The sequence below is a fragment of the Marinimicrobium sp. ARAG 43.8 genome (genome assembly GCF_050113635.1).
Taxonomy (GTDB): Bacteria; Pseudomonadota; Gammaproteobacteria; order Pseudomonadales; family Cellvibrionaceae; genus Marinimicrobium.
The window spans coordinates 80,429-96,262 of record NZ_JBNJLT010000004.1 but is presented as its reverse complement, the minus strand read 5'-3'; the positions used below and the strand labels follow the sequence as shown (position 1 = coordinate 96,262).

Here is a 15,834-nt window from a genome sequence, read left to right as displayed (position 1 = left end):
TCTTACTCCTGTTCCTCATCCAAGGTTATCGCACGTTCTCGCACACGCTCCCGAATATCGTAATAAGTGTGTTCCGTAATTTTATGGTAGTCAGTCACTGTCCCCAGGAACTCGCGGTAAGAGTGCCATACTTTACGAAACATAGGATCGCGTGCGGCCTGTTCACGATAAATCGCCTGCGACATTTCGTAGAGACGCTGTAAAACATCATCGGGCATGCGGCGTAGCTCGGTGCCGTCTTTCGCCACCATTTCGTTCAGTGCCACCGGGTTGCGCGCTGTGTACTGGTCGAGCATATCCTGGCTGATGGCTCGCGAGGCATAGGTGATAATGGCTTGAAGATCCTCGGGCAGCGACTGAAACGCCGGTCGATTCACCAACAGCTCTAAATTGGAACCCGGTTCCTGCCAGCCCGGGTAGTAGTAATAACGAGCAATCCGGTCGAAACCAAACGCCTGATCGTTAGAGGGACCGACCCATTCGGCGGCGTCAATCACTCCAGTTTGCAGCGAGGTGTACAGCTCGCCGCCGGGAATATTGACCGAGCTTCCCCCAGCCCGGTTGAACACATCGCCCGCCAGGCCGGGAATGCGCATTTTCAAGCCGCGCCAATCGTCAATGCTGTTGATTTCCCGATTGAACCAGCCGGCCATTTGGATACCTGTGTTGCCCCCGGGGAAGGGGATCAAATTAAATGGCTTGTAAACCTCTCGCCACAGCTCCAGTCCGCCGCCGTAATGCAGCCAGGCGTTCATCTCCTGGGCGTTCATACCAAAAGGAATCGTGGTAAAAAATTGGGCCGCTGGGGCTTTGCCGCGCCAGTAGTAACTACCGCCGTGCCCCATTTCGGCGCTGCCCTCGGACACCGCGTCAAACACCCCCATGGCTGGCACGATTTCCCCGGCACCGTAAACCCGAATCTGCAAACGCCCCGCGCTCATTTCTTCCACCATATCGGCGAACTTCTGGGCAGAGGTGCCCAGCCCTGGAAAATCCCGAGGCCAGGTAGTGACCATACGCCAGTGATAAACACGCTGTTCGCGAACACCATCGCCGCTCAACATCGTCACATGATCGGTGGACTTTTCCTTTACCAGCAGGCTGAACACCAGCACCAGCAAAGCGACCAACGCGAGAATGATCAGCGGATAAACAGTGATTGAACGATGGTGGGGCATGACGACCTGTTATTCTCAGTGGTTACGAAACGGCACGCTGGGCGCGATTATGACATCGAACCCCGGCCGAATAAACTCACCCCGTCGTTCAAATTGACTTATCCCGAAGCGCTGACTACGCTTCAAAGGCTCGATGAAGCTTATGGCTGCGCCGATGCCACCATTGAACCGGATGTCACACCCCAGATTGGGTGTATAGGAATTATCGACCCCGTGGCCCACTCTCTGTTCATGGCCACCCCAATGGAAGGACTTTATGGAACTGTCATTGCCCCCCCTGCGTTACGCCCTCTATGCCGCCGCTGTCTCGATGAGCGCATTGCTGCTTCACGCTTGCGAATCAGCGCCGGATAGCGCCTCAACCACAGCGCCGGTCAATAACCTCTCGGCTGCCTATCCAGAAAACCGTGGATGTGAATTGCCTTTGCAAGCGCCTCCACCCACCGCCTCTACCAGCGAATTCTCACAGTTCGCCTGGCAACAGTTCGTCGCCTTGAACTGGCCCGCCAGCGCCCAGCGTGGCAAGCCGGATTGTCAGCGCTCCATCGGCGCCTCCGGCCCGACGGTGTGGGAAACCTTCAAAACCACGGATCAATTGTTCCTGCCCGGCGCCGCTGATCCAGGCCCTTGGCAAAGCGGACCTTTAACCGAGTTCACGCTGGATCACCGCGCCAAAGCCGACCCCTCCCTCCCGGTGGAGGAGTCTATCCGGCAAGCGGTCGGTGGCTGGCTGATCGACCAACAGGGTAACCCGACTTACTACTCGATATCGGTCAATCAAGTCTCCTACGAGTACATTGTCGGTCACCACTTTTACAATGCCAATGTGGTGTCTCAGGCAAGCTCTATTCGCTTTCCCGATTACGCAATGGAAATTAAAGCCGCTTGGCGGATACTGACCGATCAGGATGATCCAAGCCGGTTCCACAAGATTCAGGCCCAGGTTACGGTTTACGATGATCAAGGCGAATCTACCGGACAAACAAAACCTGCGCAGGTCGGCTTGGTGGGACTGCACATTGTCTACAAAGCGCCAGGCTTTCCACAATGGGTCTGGGCCACCTTTGAGCAAGTGGACAATACCGAACCGAATGCGCACGGCAAAGCGTCCTATTACAACGAACATTGCCAGGGCCCGTATTGCACGCCCAATATCTCGCCCGAAAAAACAGGCCAGCCCTTTACATCGCCTAACCAGATCAATCGGGTCACTCCCGTGGTGCCCGCAGTGTCCACCGTCAACACCCGCTGGCGGAGCAAGCTGTCGGGCACTCCTTTCCAATACTATCGACTGATTGCGCCCCAGTGGCCGAGCGACCCGCAAGACCCCGGCGATCCCCAAGGCACACCCACTCCCGGGACCGTGGCCAATACCGTGATGGAAAGTTATATCCAGCCCACCAGCAGTTGTATGGACTGCCACAGCACCGCCCGCGTACCGGGTGGCCGGGTAAAATCCGACTACAGCTTTACCTTTCTGTTTGCCCAACCGTCTTCCGGCCAGAGCCGGGACACTTCACGTGAAGGAGCACAACCATGAGTCACCTGAATGGACCTCGTATCAATTTCTGGGGCGGTGGCAGCACCAATGTAGATACCGCCAATAACGAGCAATACGATGAGAGCGGTAGCGCTTTAATCAACTTGTCAGACGCTTCCGTTACCCCTGACATGAGCGATGAGGCCGTAATTAATGAGCTGCGTCAGACTTCCACTGACTCGAGTGGAAATCCCACCTACGCCAAAGGTGGCTGGAACTACTACGGTGATCATCAGTTAAAACTGATGAACGCCACCGTTTCCTCCAGTGGCTATCCCGGCGAAGTCAGCACTCGCTCTGATCTGGTGGGGATGCCCGTTTATCTGCTGGGCGGGGTTGACCCCGAAAGCGGCGACGGTCCCTACGGCGGCCCTGTCATGGTCGATCTCGACCCCAGCAGTGGGACCACCACACAGATTTACGCCGGCGGTTTGATCGTCGGAAACCCGAACGAGCCGGTCCTGTTGATTCGCGGCAATACCATTGGCCACTCACGCATGATCGGTTTGCGCTACAACTCGCAAAAAACCTCACCGCCTTACAACACCCCCGGGTCGGCGTACGCCAGTGCCATTTTCCAGTTCGCGTTCGCAAAATCGGATATCGTCAGCTACGACCAGCAGCATCCGCTGCTCAAAGCCATGATCGAGAGTCCGGCCAGCCAAGGCGTCATCATTCGTTTTAGCATGTTCCAGTTTTACCCGGGCTACTCCGCCCAACACATGAAAGCGAACTATGAGAGCAACCAGAACGACGCCAACCCATCGCTCGGGCGAATCATCGGCAGCATCGGCCCCTGGTACGAAGGCGAACTGGCCACCGAGCCGCCAGGGCGCCAACTAACCAACGCCGACTTAGGCGGTGCGCAGGGGCTGGCGTATCTCAACGAGTCGACCAATCTCTTAACTCTCGATTTGGTGAGTGCGCTGGAAGGCAGCGCCATTCGTCAGGATGGACACCAGAACACCTCGGCCCCGGAGCCCAACGTGGATTATGGGAATCTGTTGGTCAATGCCGGAAACAACACCATCGCGCAAACCCCCTCGCTGCCCAACGACTATTATTTGTATGGCGGCATTTACGATGTGCCCGTTTCGGCAGCGGCGATTCAGACTCTGAAAACGCATCCTCTAACGTTAGGCAGCAGCAAGAATAATTTGCAGATCAATGAGACGCCGTTACGCATTACCTGTGACCAGCGCAATATCTACCTCGATCCCGGTGCGTCCGCGCCGAGTATTGAGCTGATCGTGGAGTATCTGGGCCAGCCCGTACCGCACGACTGGACGCTCCAGTTAGGTACCCAGTCATCCGGCACACTGCCCGACGCTGATTTTTTGACCTATCCAAAGACGCTGACGGTTAAGCAGGGCACCCGCACTGTGCCATTGCCGGTGGAAGTGGCCACTGGCAAAGACGGCTTTACCCAACTGACCCTGGACGCCGACCAGTCGGCAGGTACCTGGATTTCGTTCCGTCTCTACCCGAACCATGACTACAGCAGCGTGATTCAAACCGGCGATGTCCCCTGGTCACTGGTGTACGAGGAGTGTCTGCGCTTTTACTATGTGCTCTTTCCGGCCATGTCCAAGCGGATTCCATTAAATGATGAGAGCACCATTCGCGCCGTCGGTAAGGAGATTCTCAAAAGAACCTCGGCGGTCTATCGCGATACGACGCTGTACATGCCGTTAACTCGTTCGCTATCGCCGGGGAAAATCGCATTATTGCGTGCGTTCCTCGGAGCGTCAGAGTCTTAATCACTGGGTGCTTAATCACGAGGCTGATAAACGATTTACATTGGGCTCAGTTTGGCATACTGCAGGACCAGCCATTTCGAGCCGTCATCGTCGAAATTGACTTGCACCCGGGCATTCGCGCCTTGACCTTCAAAATGCAAAATCACACCTTCGCCAAACACGCCGTGGTTGACTCGTTGACCTAGATGGAAGCCGGTGTTTTCACCCGAATCCGTTAGGCTAACAGAGGCGTTATCGCGCCGCCCGTTGCCATAACTCAGTGGTCGGCTGACGGCGGTTTTCAGGCGCACTTCCTGTATCAGTTCCGCCGGAATCTCTCGCACAAACCGAGACAGTGCATTGAAGGTTTCATTGCCGTATAGGCGGCGGGTTTCAGCGTAGGTGATGTACAACTTTTCCATGGCGCGGGTGATGCCCACATAACAAAGCCGGCGCTCTTCTTCGAGCCGGTCCGGGTCTTCCATGGACATTTTGTGGGGGAACAGGTTTTCCTCCACACCAGCCAGAAACACCAGCGGAAACTCGAGCCCCTTGGCCGAATGCAGCGTCATCAACTGTACGGCGTCTTCAAACTCGTCAGCCTGGGTTTCTCCCGCATCCAGCGCAGCGGTATCCAGAAACTGTTGTAACGCTGACAGTTCGTCGCCCTCGTCCGCATCAAAGGCTCGGCAGGCGCTGACCAGTTCCTGAAGGTTTTCCTCTCGGGCCTGACCTTTTTCGCCTTTTTCTTTGCGATGAAATTCCAGCAACCCGGTTTCATCCAGAACCCGTTGCGCCACCTCATCCAGCGGTTTTTCCCCAGCGTGATCGGTCAATGAATCAACGAGCTGCATAAACGCTCGCAGAGCGTTGCCAGCGCGAGCGGGCAGGGCGTTATTAGCCACGATCTGGGCCGACGCCTGCCACAACGATAGCCCTTGCTCGCGGGCGCATTCGCGAATCGCGTCCACGGTTTTACCACCGATACCGCGCGTGGGAGTATTGATAACACGTTCAAAACCGGTGTCGTCATCCGGGTTGGCAATCAAACGCATGTAGGCCAGCGCATTCTTGATTTCCAGGCGTTCGTAGAAGCGTTGTCCACCGTAGATTCGGTAGGCAATGCCCTCGCGCAACAAGGCTTCTTCCAGCACCCGCGACTGGGCGTTGGATCGGTAGAGAATAGCGGTGCTGGAGTAGGTGTTGCCCGCTTTCACCCATTCCTGAATGCGCTCCACAATAAAACGGGCTTCATCCTGTTCATTGAAACCGGCGTACAAGGCAATCGGGTCGCCCTCGACACCGTCGGTCCACAACTCTTTGCCCAGTCGGCCAAAGTTGTGGGAAATCACGGAGTTGGCGGCTTTCAAAATGGTGGCCGTAGAGCGATAGTTTTGCTCCAGGCGGATGGTATGGGTATTGGGAAAATCATCCGTGAAGCGCTGAATATTTTCAATGCGCGCACCGCGCCAGCCGTAAATAGACTGGTCGTCATCACCGACCGCTGTCACGCTGGCACGGTGCCCGGCCAGCACACGCAGCCAGGCGTATTGAATCGCGTTGGTGTCCTGAAATTCGTCCACCAGCACAAAGGGGAAACGGTTCTGATAGTGCTCCAAGATATGCGGCTTGGTGAGCCACAGCTCGTGTGCCCGCAGGAGCAGCTCGGCAAAATCCACCAGACCGCTGCGCTGGCAGTCTTCCTCGTACCTCCGGTAAATCATTAGCATGGTACGGATAAACGGATCGCCATTATCGACAATATGCTGGGGCCGCAAACCTTCGTCTTTTTGGCCGTTGATAAACCATTGCGCCTGACGAAAGGGCCATTTGGCCTCGTCCAGCTCCAGGCGCTGGTAGACGCGTTTGATCAACCGCAGTTGGTCATCGCTGTCGAGAATTTGAAAATTTTGCGGTAAACCGGCGTCTTGCCAATGGGCCTTGAGCAGCCGATGGGCCAAACCGTGAAAGGTACCCACCCACATACTGCGGGTGTTGACCGGCTGCCCTGTCTCGGATAATACCTGTTCGAGACGGGCGCGCATTTCCCGCGCCGCTTTGTTGGTAAACGTCACGGCCATGATGGAGTAGGGCGAGACGTGCTCTACCTGAATCAGCCAGGCAATACGATGCACCAGCACCCGGGTTTTGCCGCTGCCAGCGCCGGCCAGAATCAGCTGATTGCCGGGTGGCGCCGACACAGCTTCACGCTGTGCGTCATTCAGATCGTTGAGCAGGGTGGATACATCCATCAGCGGGTCGCGGTGTCAGTGAGTGTCGGGCGCGACAGTGTACTCTGTTTTGTCCCCGGTTTCAGTCCGGCGCGCCCATTATCTGGATAAACGTACAGGTTGGATTCAATACCGTCAAGTCCGGGCCCGCCTATTCGCCCGCTACCACGACCTGGTTGCGGCCGCTGCCTTTGGCCCGATAGAGCGCTTCGTCGGCCGCTTTTAGCCAATGGTCCGATCGATGATAGGTTTCGCTCAGCGGTGCGACTCCCAGACTCACGGTAATCTGCAGAGGCACATCAGCCCACTGAATGATCTGCTGTTCCACCACCTCACGCATGCGTTCGGCAAAAATGCGCGCGCCGTCAAGATCGGTTTCGGGGAGGATGACTGCAAACTCTTCGCCGCCATAGCGTCCGGCGATATCCGGTTGACGCAAATTGAACTTGATCAGGCTGGCTATCTGGCGAATCACTTCATCGCCCGCTGGATGGCCATAGGTGTCATTGATGGGTTTGAAGTGGTCGATATCGAGCATGACCAGCGCCGCTTCGGTGCGGTAGCGTCGGTGGCGTTCGAACTCAGTGCTGAGAAAGGACTCCCAGGTCACCCGGTTGTACAGTCCGGTCAATCCATCGATTTGGCTTAACCGGCGCAATTGAGCATTGGTGCGTTCGAGCTGGCGTCGGTCACTGGCGGTTTCTGTGACGTCGTAGACCAACAGACCCACTGAATCGACCTCGACGTGATGATTGGTGACCGGGAAAAAGGTGATGTTCTGGAACATCAGCGGTTCCGAGCCGGTAATCGGGCGGCGGTTGCGAAAGCGAAACAAATAGGGACGTTGCTCCCACACGCTGAAACTGCGGGTATGAAGCAGCCGCACCGCACTGAGCTTGCGTTCGAGCCAGGCGCGGGGGAGGTCATCAAACAAGGCGAACAGATCCTGCCCTACGGCTTGTTCGGCGGCGATGCCACTGTGGTTCTCCATAAAGCCGTTCCACAGGCGGACGCAATTGTCCGCATCCAGTACCACAATACCCACTTCGATGGTTTGCAACAGATCAATCAGCCAATGCACATCTTTTAAGGAACCACTCGACACGCTCAAACCGCCTCCTCTACTTCGGGACGAAGGTATTCCAGAATTTCCTTAAGGCGGGGCAGTGAGTCTTCGGTAAACAGCAACAACAGGTTGCCCACAATGCTGTACCCCTCGATGGCAAAAGAGACCTCAATGGTGAGGGTTGGCCCCCGGGTATGGCTGCGTTGCATCAGATTGTCCGCCGTGACGTGCGTTCCCAACACAACGGGGGTGGTAATGCGTGGCGACAGATTGAGCTGTTCGCCCAGCCCCTTGAGGAAGGCGCCGGCCAGAATGCCGGACAGGTCCATCAGGACTTCCAGCTCTCTGTGGTCGGTCTCTTCGTTGGTGTAGCCCAGCAGACGGCTCATGTCATCAATGCTGCTATCGGCAAACAGCAACAGCACTTCGCCGGCCAGCCCCCCACCGATAAACCCCTGGCACACTCCGGACCAGGTATGCTCCTGACTTCCGGCGGCCAGCGCCATGCTCAACTCACCGGCACTGAGTTCGTCGACCCGGGGTACGGATAACTCCACGAAGACGCCCAGCAACCGTGCCAGCAAGTCACCTGCCTGCCCCATGGCGATGTTGGACTGCTCCTGCAGCACTTCCTGCCAAGTGGTGCCGGGGATGATATCGCGGGCATTGAGGGTGAGTCGGTTGGTTTCGGAGGGGTGGTAGAGGCCGAACTCCATCAACATCAGACGCAAAGCGGCAGGATCCACCGGTTTGGTCATCATGCGCATGGCGCCCAGTGCCAGAACCCGCCGCTCGGCTTCTGGCTGGATGTCCCCGGAGACGACTATCACAATCGTGGAAGCTTGCCGTTCTTTAATCGCCTGCAGAACGGCGTAGCCGTCCAAATTCGGCATATTAAGATCCAGAATCAGGATATCGCCATCGCCTTGCTCAAGGCGATGCAGGCACTCTTCACCATCACTGGCAAAGCTCACCACGACATCCCAGTCTGGCGGTAGTGCTCGAAGCATTTGCTTACGCGCGACCAGCGAGTCGTCGCAGATCAGGAGGGGTGTGGCCATAGAGTCCTTACTGAGTCCCGGAACGGTCTACGGCCTGAGTATATCAGTAGATAACGGCCCCCGCGCGCTGGCGGGGGCCGTAAAACCGACTAATGGCCTTCATTTTCCTCTTCAGCCGGCAAAGTCGCCAAATAAGCGACAATGTCACGAATCTGCCCACGATCCAGCATATAACCCATCGGTGGCATGCCAGAGCCGGAATACTCGGTTTCCACCACATCCGCCTTAGCCACTTCAGAGGTGGTGTCACCGTCCACAATGGTCAGGGTATCGTCGGTCTCCGCTTCAAAAAAGCCGCTGACCGTCTGGCCGTTGTCGAGAGTGACGGAAATGCGGCCAAAACCCGCCGGCACCCGGGCACCCGGATCTACCAGTGCTTCAAGCAGCTGCTCGCGAGTGAGAACATCCCCGATATGGGTCAGCTCCGGACCCACGTGGGCACCTCGATGGCCAATCATATGGCAGCGAATGCACTGAGCACTGTTGCTGTAGCGGAAGAGGTTCATGCCATTGGTGGCATTGCCGCCCTCCAGCGCTTCACGGTAAACAGTCAACGGATCGCTTTGATCTTTGGCCGCCTCGTAGGCGTCCAGCTCCGCTTTCAGTTCAGCGTTGCCGCTTGCCTCTACCGCCTCAATCACATCCAGCTGAACGCCGGCAGGCAGTGCGTCTTCACGCAGCGCGGCCAGAGATTCACCCAGCAGGGCATGGGCACTGGCGTGATCCACGTTGGCCAGCGAGCGGTAAGCCGCTTGCTGTTCCGGCAGCGAACCGTTCTCCAATAGCAGCCGGTGCAGTTCCACCACCTGTTCGGTGGGAATGTCCAGCTCTGGCAACAGGGCCAAAGCGGCCATGCGCACATCGGTGTCGGCATCATTGGTGGCGGTCAACGCGGCTTTACCCATGTCGGTATAACCCAGATCGAACAACGCCTGCAGCGCTGCAGCGCGCACGATGGGGCTGGCGTCGTCTTCCAAAGCGGAAACCAGCGCCTCGGTGGCGGCCTCAATCTCCAGCGTGGCCAAAGCGTTGGCGGCCGCGGCCCGCACGTCGGGATTACCGTCTTTTAGCAATGCTGCCGAGCGCTCGGCCAGTGGTTCTGCAGCTTCGTCTTGCGGATGGCTGATGGGGCCACGGTAGCGGCCGGTCACCCGGTCATAAACGGAGCCGTCTGCCCATACGGCCAGGGCATCAATGGCTTCGGCCCGCAAAGCGCCATCGGCGGCCTCGCGTTGCGCGAAGTTCAGCAGCCGTTCCACAGAAGCGTCACCGCCCACATAGACGTTGGCATTGATAACGCGGCGCAACAGCGGTTCGTTGGTGAATTCAGTGGTGCCAAGCAGCTCGGCCAGAGCCGGCAGCGCTTCTGTTATTTGCGTGTCGTCACCGATGCCGCGCGCGGCGTTGGTGACCACATACTCGCTGTCATCATCGAGAAAACGAGCGAGTTCCGGGCTCTCAAGGCGCTTTAACGCAACGACAGCCGCCACGCGAACCGCCTCAGAGTCATGGCTTTCCAGCGCGGCCAACGCCTGTTCGTCACCCAAACGCGCGAGGGCAATCGCGCCGACCTGGCGCAGGTAAACATCGTCATCATCGTTGGCGGCCAACATGTCGACCAGAGCGGGCTGGTCATCGGTATTGCCAATCCGACCCAGCGCCTGAGCGGCAAAGAAGCGCACCCGGGCGTTATCATCCCCCAGCAGCGGCAACAACTGTTCGCGCGCGCCCGCATAGGCCACGTCACCCAGCACCTCGGCCACCTGGGCGCGGATTTCGGCGTCGGCGTCGCTCAGCAGTGGCAACAGCACGGCGGAGCGGCTCTCGTCCTGCCGCGTCAGTTGGCCGAGGCCCCAAATGGCGTGTATCCGGGCCAGTTGGTGGTCACTCTCGGTCGCCACGGACAGCAGGGTCTCTTCATCCTCGCGAGCGGCCAGCGTCAACTGCGCCCGCTGGCGGACACGCATATCGGCATGGCTCAGGTGCTCGCGCAGTGCGGCGGTGTCAAGTTCGCTGAAGTCGCTTTCCAGCAATCCCTGAGTGGCCGCTCGCTGGTCCTGGTTCGGCTCAGTCACATCGAGCTTCCAGACGCGGCCCTTGCCGTTGATGCCCCAGCCCTCAATCCAGTCCGCCATATACAGCGCACCGTCCGGTCCGAAATCCAGGCCGGTCACCTGGGCACCACGGAAAATATTCTCGTCACTCGACAGCTCAAAGGAAGCGCCTTTGGGTTCCAACGTAAAAGCGTTCACCCCGGAGCGGGCCGCCGAGCCGACGAACTCCGCCACCAGGAAGTGGTTTTGCCACTCTTCGCCCAGGGCGGTACCGGGGTTGAAGACCATGCCGGTAGGGCCGGCGTGGTAGGGCGCAATCGGCGGTAAAATATGGGCGGACTGCTCGCCGAAGCGCGGTGTGAAGTAATCTTCGTCCATCCACACTTTATAGGTGTTGTTTTTCGGATCGTTGTATTTACCCAATTGCCAGTTGGTGCGCCAACCGGTATCGGAACCATCGATAACGTAGAGAACGCGCTCGTATTCACCCTCATGATCCCCGTCGTTATCAACGGTAATCAAATTACCGTACTGGTCGAACGTGAATTCGTGAGTGTTGCGTACACCGTGGGCGAAAATTTCAAAGTTGCTGCCATCCGGTTCGCTGCGCACAATAACGCCCTGGTTGGGATAGTAGTGCTCATTACCGTCAACATCGGCGATATTGGCGCTAACGTCGCCAATCCCGTAGTAAATTCGGCCGTCTGGCCCCAGTGTGACACCGGACATACCGTGACCACTGAACCCGATGTGGATGGCAAAACCGTCGGAAATCGCTTGCTTGGTATCGGCCTTGAGGTCCCCGTCAGTGTCTTTCACACGCCAGGCATTCGGCGCCACTGCGAGAAACAGGTCGTTCAACTCATTGTGGTAATAGATGCCGCCGAGCACATCCGTCACTTCGCTGTTGAAGTCCTTCAGGAAGGTGCGGCTCTGGTTAGCCTTACCGTTACCTGTGGTATCTTCCAGCAGCACAACTTCTTCTTTCACAACGGCCAGGTCACGCCAGTCGTGGGAACCGTCGTCGTTGCGGTCCGGCATCCAAGTGTTCTGGTCGCTCTTTTCCGGGGCCAGCTCCTCGTGCAGGAAGGCTCGCCGGTCCTCCACGCTGTCGAACGTCATGGAAGGATCTTCCCAGGTGGGATAGCGACGAATATCAAACTCTGAGTTATTACTACGGCGAGTGACCGCCGCCCACACACGCCCTTGATAATCGACACTGATGGCCACCGGGTCCGCCAGCAGTTTTTCGGACGCCCACAGGTCCACCGTCAGCCCGTCCGGGGTTTGCAGATTCATTTGGCTCAGGACTTTCCCGTGCGCCGACTCAACGTCCGCATCACTCAAGGTGGTAACCGCCGCGTCGGCGTCACTCAAAGACGCCACCGACTCTGCACCCGCACTGGTAGAAGACGCATTAGTTTTCGCGGAGGTATCAGCGGGAGCAGAGGCGTTGTCGTCCGGTGCACAGGCTGCAAGCAACACGGACAGTGAGACCGCCAATAGCGGTCGACCGATTAGGGACTCTGGTTGTTTCATTGCCTTCTCACATCTTTTATATATAGGGTTCTCAGTACTTCGACCGCAACCTCTTGGTTGTATCGACCACGAGCGAGTATAGGGGAGTTGGGCGCAGATTCCTACGCCTTTGCCGCCGGTTCACCGGTTTTACGCGCCACCACAAAAAACTCCCGGTTGCCATCACCACCGGTGATTGGACTGCCGAAGTAAGCATTTACTTCAAGACCTGACTCCCGACAGCAGTGACAAATCTGCGCCTCCACCTCCTTGTAAAGACGAGCGTCGCGCACAATTCCCCCTTTACCGATTCCGTCGCGACCCACTTCGAACTGGGGCTTCACCAGGCTGACCAGCCAACCTCCCGACCGGAGCAGCGGCGCTATACCGGGCAAAATCAAGGTTTGCGAGATAAAGGACACGTCCATCACCGCCAGATCAAACCCGTCGGGAGCCTCTGCCAGCAGCCGGTCTGTCGGCAATTGGCGAGCGTTGATGCCTTCATGGCAAACCACCTTTGGGTGTTTCCGCAACGCCGGGGCCAGTTGATCCCGCCCGACATCCACCCCCACGACCCGGGCGGCGCCCTGACGGAGTAAACAGTCGGTAAACCCGCCTGTGGACTGGCCGATGTCCAACGCCGTCCAGCCCGCCACATCGAGGGCGGCCCCTTCCAGCGCACCGCGCAACTTGATCCCGCCCCGCGATACAAACTCATCCTCTGCCGCTGGCTCCACTTCCAGTGCCACATCCATTGGCAGTTTTACGCCAGGCTTGTGTTGCACCTGCCACCGCCCGGCCAGTTGAACCCGTACCCGGCCGGCCTCGATTAACCGTTGCGCGCGGGTGCGAGTATCCGCCAGCCCGCGTGCCACCAGCAGCTTATCCAGACGTTCCAGCTCCGCAGCACTCACGGCGCAGGCTCCGTCAGCTCACCCCGTGGTGGCGGAAGAGGTCCGCCCAGCGCCCGCTCGGCAATCCAGCTCAGCCCCGCCGCAATATCCGGTCGCTCTATCTCCAGCTCGGCGGGCACGGTTTGCCAGGTGCCGGTGTCATTGCGCTCGGCCACCACAAAATTGAAGCTGTAGAAAGGTTCCTGGCCCATCCGCAGGTCGGTCACCCGCAAACGATCATCCACCACTTGCAGCTTGAACAACCCTTTACTGAACCAGGCCACCCGTTGCACGCCCCACTCCCCGGACACGGCCGGGAAGTGCTCCATACCCCGATCAAACCGATCAAAATGAATCGGTCGGTCACCATCGGCCAGGGCGTAAAAACCTTCCCAGTAATCCTCCGGCCCAACCACCAACACTCGCCACAGCAGGGTGTTGAACGCCGTTGGGGTCACTAGAACCTGCTCCGGTGACGATTCAAGGAACGCTATCTGCCGTTCCACCTTGTGCGTGACCCACGCCTGAGCCAGCACGCTCCACAGCAAGTAGGCCGACGTCAGCGCCAGCGCTACGTCGTTCGCTCTGCGGTGACCGCGAAAAGCCCACACCAGTCCCAGCAAGAGAGGCAGCGTATAGAGTGGATCGATAATGAACATGCTCGCCACACCGAATGGATAATCGGTAAACGGGTGGCCAAGCTGTGTGCCGTACACCGTCATGGTGTCGATCAGCACATGGGTCATCAAAATCAACCAGATGGCAAGCCACCAGCGACGAAATCCGCCGGGCGGCGCCCAACGCGTCACCAGCCAGGCCAGCAGGGGTGACAGGAGCGAGAGGTAAAACAGCGCGTGACTGGTGCCGCGATGGTAGGTGACGTTACTGATTGGATCGCCATAATCCGCGAACGAATCCAGATCGGGCAGAGTGCCAAATACCGCGCCCGCCAGGGCAGCGCGCCACACCGGCACCCGGCGACGCATCACCGCCACGCCGACGGCGGAGCCAAGGGCCATTTGGGTCAGTGAATCCATGGAGCTTCATTCCCGCAGGGTAGGTGGTACACAGTATGCCTCAGCCGCTCCGACCACGAGAAACGCAAAGCGGGGCGCACAAAAGAGCCGCATGGTACCAAAGCGGTCCTTTTGTTGTCCTCACTGCTTAGTGTCCCAGCCGTTCACACCGGAGTGCTGCACCGTCTTTCGAACAGGCCCACCAGGAAAGCTGCCACTTTTATTTGACAACGTTGTCCAATCCGCAGGACACTCCCCCTATGTTCCGCGACGTCCAAACACCCATAACATAACCGGGAGCCTTCACTACCATGAAACTCTGGACCTCTCTATGGGCGCTGGCTGCGCTCTTCATAGCCGCTGCCTGCTCCTCACCGACCACCCCAACACCAATGGCTTCCAATGAAGACTCCGCCTCACGGATTATTGGTTACTTTACGCAGTGGGGCGATTATCGCGTCAAGCAGATTCACACCAGTGGTTCGGCCAAACACCTGACCCATATTGTTTATGCCTTTGGCGATGTTCAAAACGGCGAATGCATCGCCGGCAACCCCGACGATGATTACCGGCGCCTCTACAGCGCTGACCAAAGCGTGGACGGTGTGGCGGACACGAGCGAAGAGGCGCTGCACGGTCATTTCGGCCAGTTCCGAAAGCTGAAAGCCCTGTACCCCCACCTCAAAATACTCTGGTCATTCGGCGGCTGGACGGGCTCGGGCGGTTTTGGCGAAGCGGCCGAAAACCCGGAGCGGTTTGCCCGCTCCTGCCACGAACTGGTTACCGACCCGCGCTGGGTGGATGTGTTCGACGGTATCGATATCGACTGGGAATACCCCAATGCCTGTGGCCTGAGCTGTGATGAGAGCGGCTTCGATGCGTATCGGGAAATGATGCAGGCCTTGCGAGCGGAATTCGGCCAGGATCTGGTGACTGCCGCCATTGGCGCAGGGAGCCAGACACTGGAAGCGGCCGACTACGGCGGTGCGGCCGAGTATGTGGACTTCTATATGCTGATGACCTACGACTATTTTGGCGGCTGGGCGGAACACGGCCCCACGGCACCTCACTCGGCGCTGTTTGATTTTGACGCACTGCCTCTGGAAGGCCGCTATGGAGACGCCAGTGTCCAGCAGCTGAAAAACCTCGGCGTGCCGGATGACAAAATACTGCTCGGCCTGGGTTTTTACGGCCGAGGCTGGACCGGCGTGAACCAAAGTGCCCCCGGAGGGAAAGCCACTGGCGTGGCGTCGGAAGCGCTGTCTGACTACCGGCTGCTGAAAGACAACTGCCCAGCCACCGGCACCGTCGGCGGCGTAGCCTACGCCCACTGCGGCGACCAGTGGTGGAGCTATGACACGCCCGCTACCATCGCCCATAAAATGGATTATGTACGCCAGCAAAAGTTGGGCGGCACCTTTTTCTGGGAGCTCAGTGGCGACACCACCGACGGTGAGCTGATTCGTGCCATTGCTGAATAACCGAGTCACTTCGTTAATATCGCTCGGCTAATGCGATGTTATACCACCGTTTTTAAC

Annotated in this window: 10 protein-coding genes; 3 read left to right on the top strand and 7 right to left on the bottom strand. The window is 58.1% G+C overall.

The window, feature by feature from the left end; genetic code table 11:
• Positions 1–2 precede the first annotated feature (2 nt).
• A complete protein-coding gene (locus tag ACQCLF_RS09465) occupies positions 3–1,178 on the bottom strand; it encodes a TRAP transporter substrate-binding protein (protein ID WP_426986614.1) in 1,176 nt (391 codons plus the stop codon).
• Between the two features lie 256 nt (positions 1,179–1,434).
• Here ACQCLF_RS09465 and ACQCLF_RS09460 point away from each other — a divergent pair, with 256 nt between their 5' ends.
• Together ACQCLF_RS09460 and ACQCLF_RS09455 are read left to right on the top strand one after the other, a co-directional pair.
• Complete coding sequence (locus ACQCLF_RS09460; RefSeq protein ID WP_426986612.1) at positions 1,435–2,718, top strand: hypothetical protein; 1,284 nt, start codon at positions 1,435–1,437, stop codon at positions 2,716–2,718.
• On the top strand, positions 2,715–4,478 hold the full coding sequence (locus ACQCLF_RS09455; RefSeq protein ID WP_426986610.1) for a hypothetical protein: 1,764 nt from the start codon (positions 2,715–2,717) through the stop codon (positions 4,476–4,478). The genes ACQCLF_RS09460 and ACQCLF_RS09455 overlap by 4 nt, the downstream gene beginning before the upstream one ends.
• 35 nt (positions 4,479–4,513) lie before the next feature.
• Here the strand turns inward: ACQCLF_RS09455 and uvrD are convergent, their stop codons facing one another.
• The 6 genes from uvrD to ACQCLF_RS09425 all read right to left on the bottom strand — a co-directional run bounded on the left by uvrD (position 4,514) and on the right by ACQCLF_RS09425 (position 14,317).
• Positions 4,514–6,709: a DNA helicase II gene (gene uvrD, locus ACQCLF_RS09450; protein ID WP_426986608.1), complete on the bottom strand. Its 2,196-nt coding sequence runs from the start codon at positions 6,707–6,709 to the stop codon at positions 4,514–4,516.
• A gap of 130 nt (positions 6,710–6,839) precedes the next feature.
• Complete coding sequence (locus ACQCLF_RS09445; protein ID WP_426987065.1) at positions 6,840–7,793, bottom strand: diguanylate cyclase; 954 nt, start codon at positions 7,791–7,793, stop codon at positions 6,840–6,842.
• 2 nt (positions 7,794–7,795) lie between these two features.
• Positions 7,796–8,815: a response regulator gene (locus ACQCLF_RS09440; protein WP_426986606.1), complete on the bottom strand. Its 1,020-nt coding sequence runs from the start codon at positions 8,813–8,815 to the stop codon at positions 7,796–7,798.
• Between the two features lie 89 nt (positions 8,816–8,904).
• Positions 8,905–12,408 (bottom strand): HEAT repeat domain-containing protein, encoded by a 3,504-nt coding sequence (locus tag ACQCLF_RS09435; RefSeq protein ID WP_426986604.1) that lies wholly within the window; start codon positions 12,406–12,408, stop codon positions 8,905–8,907.
• A gap of 101 nt (positions 12,409–12,509) precedes the next feature.
• Entirely contained in the window at positions 12,510–13,301 is a 792-nt protein-coding gene (locus ACQCLF_RS09430; protein WP_426986602.1) for a TlyA family RNA methyltransferase, read from the bottom strand.
• Positions 13,298–14,317 (bottom strand): metal-dependent hydrolase, encoded by a 1,020-nt coding sequence (locus ACQCLF_RS09425; protein WP_426986600.1) that lies wholly within the window; start codon positions 14,315–14,317, stop codon positions 13,298–13,300. Before ACQCLF_RS09425 ends, ACQCLF_RS09430 begins: the two co-directional genes overlap by 4 nt.
• Positions 14,318–14,607: 290 nt before the next feature.
• Between ACQCLF_RS09425 and ACQCLF_RS09420 the strand changes: the two genes are divergently transcribed.
• Positions 14,608–15,777 (top strand): glycoside hydrolase family 18 protein, encoded by a 1,170-nt coding sequence (locus ACQCLF_RS09420; protein ID WP_426986598.1) that lies wholly within the window; start codon positions 14,608–14,610, stop codon positions 15,775–15,777.
• Positions 15,778–15,834: the final 57 nt, after the last annotated feature.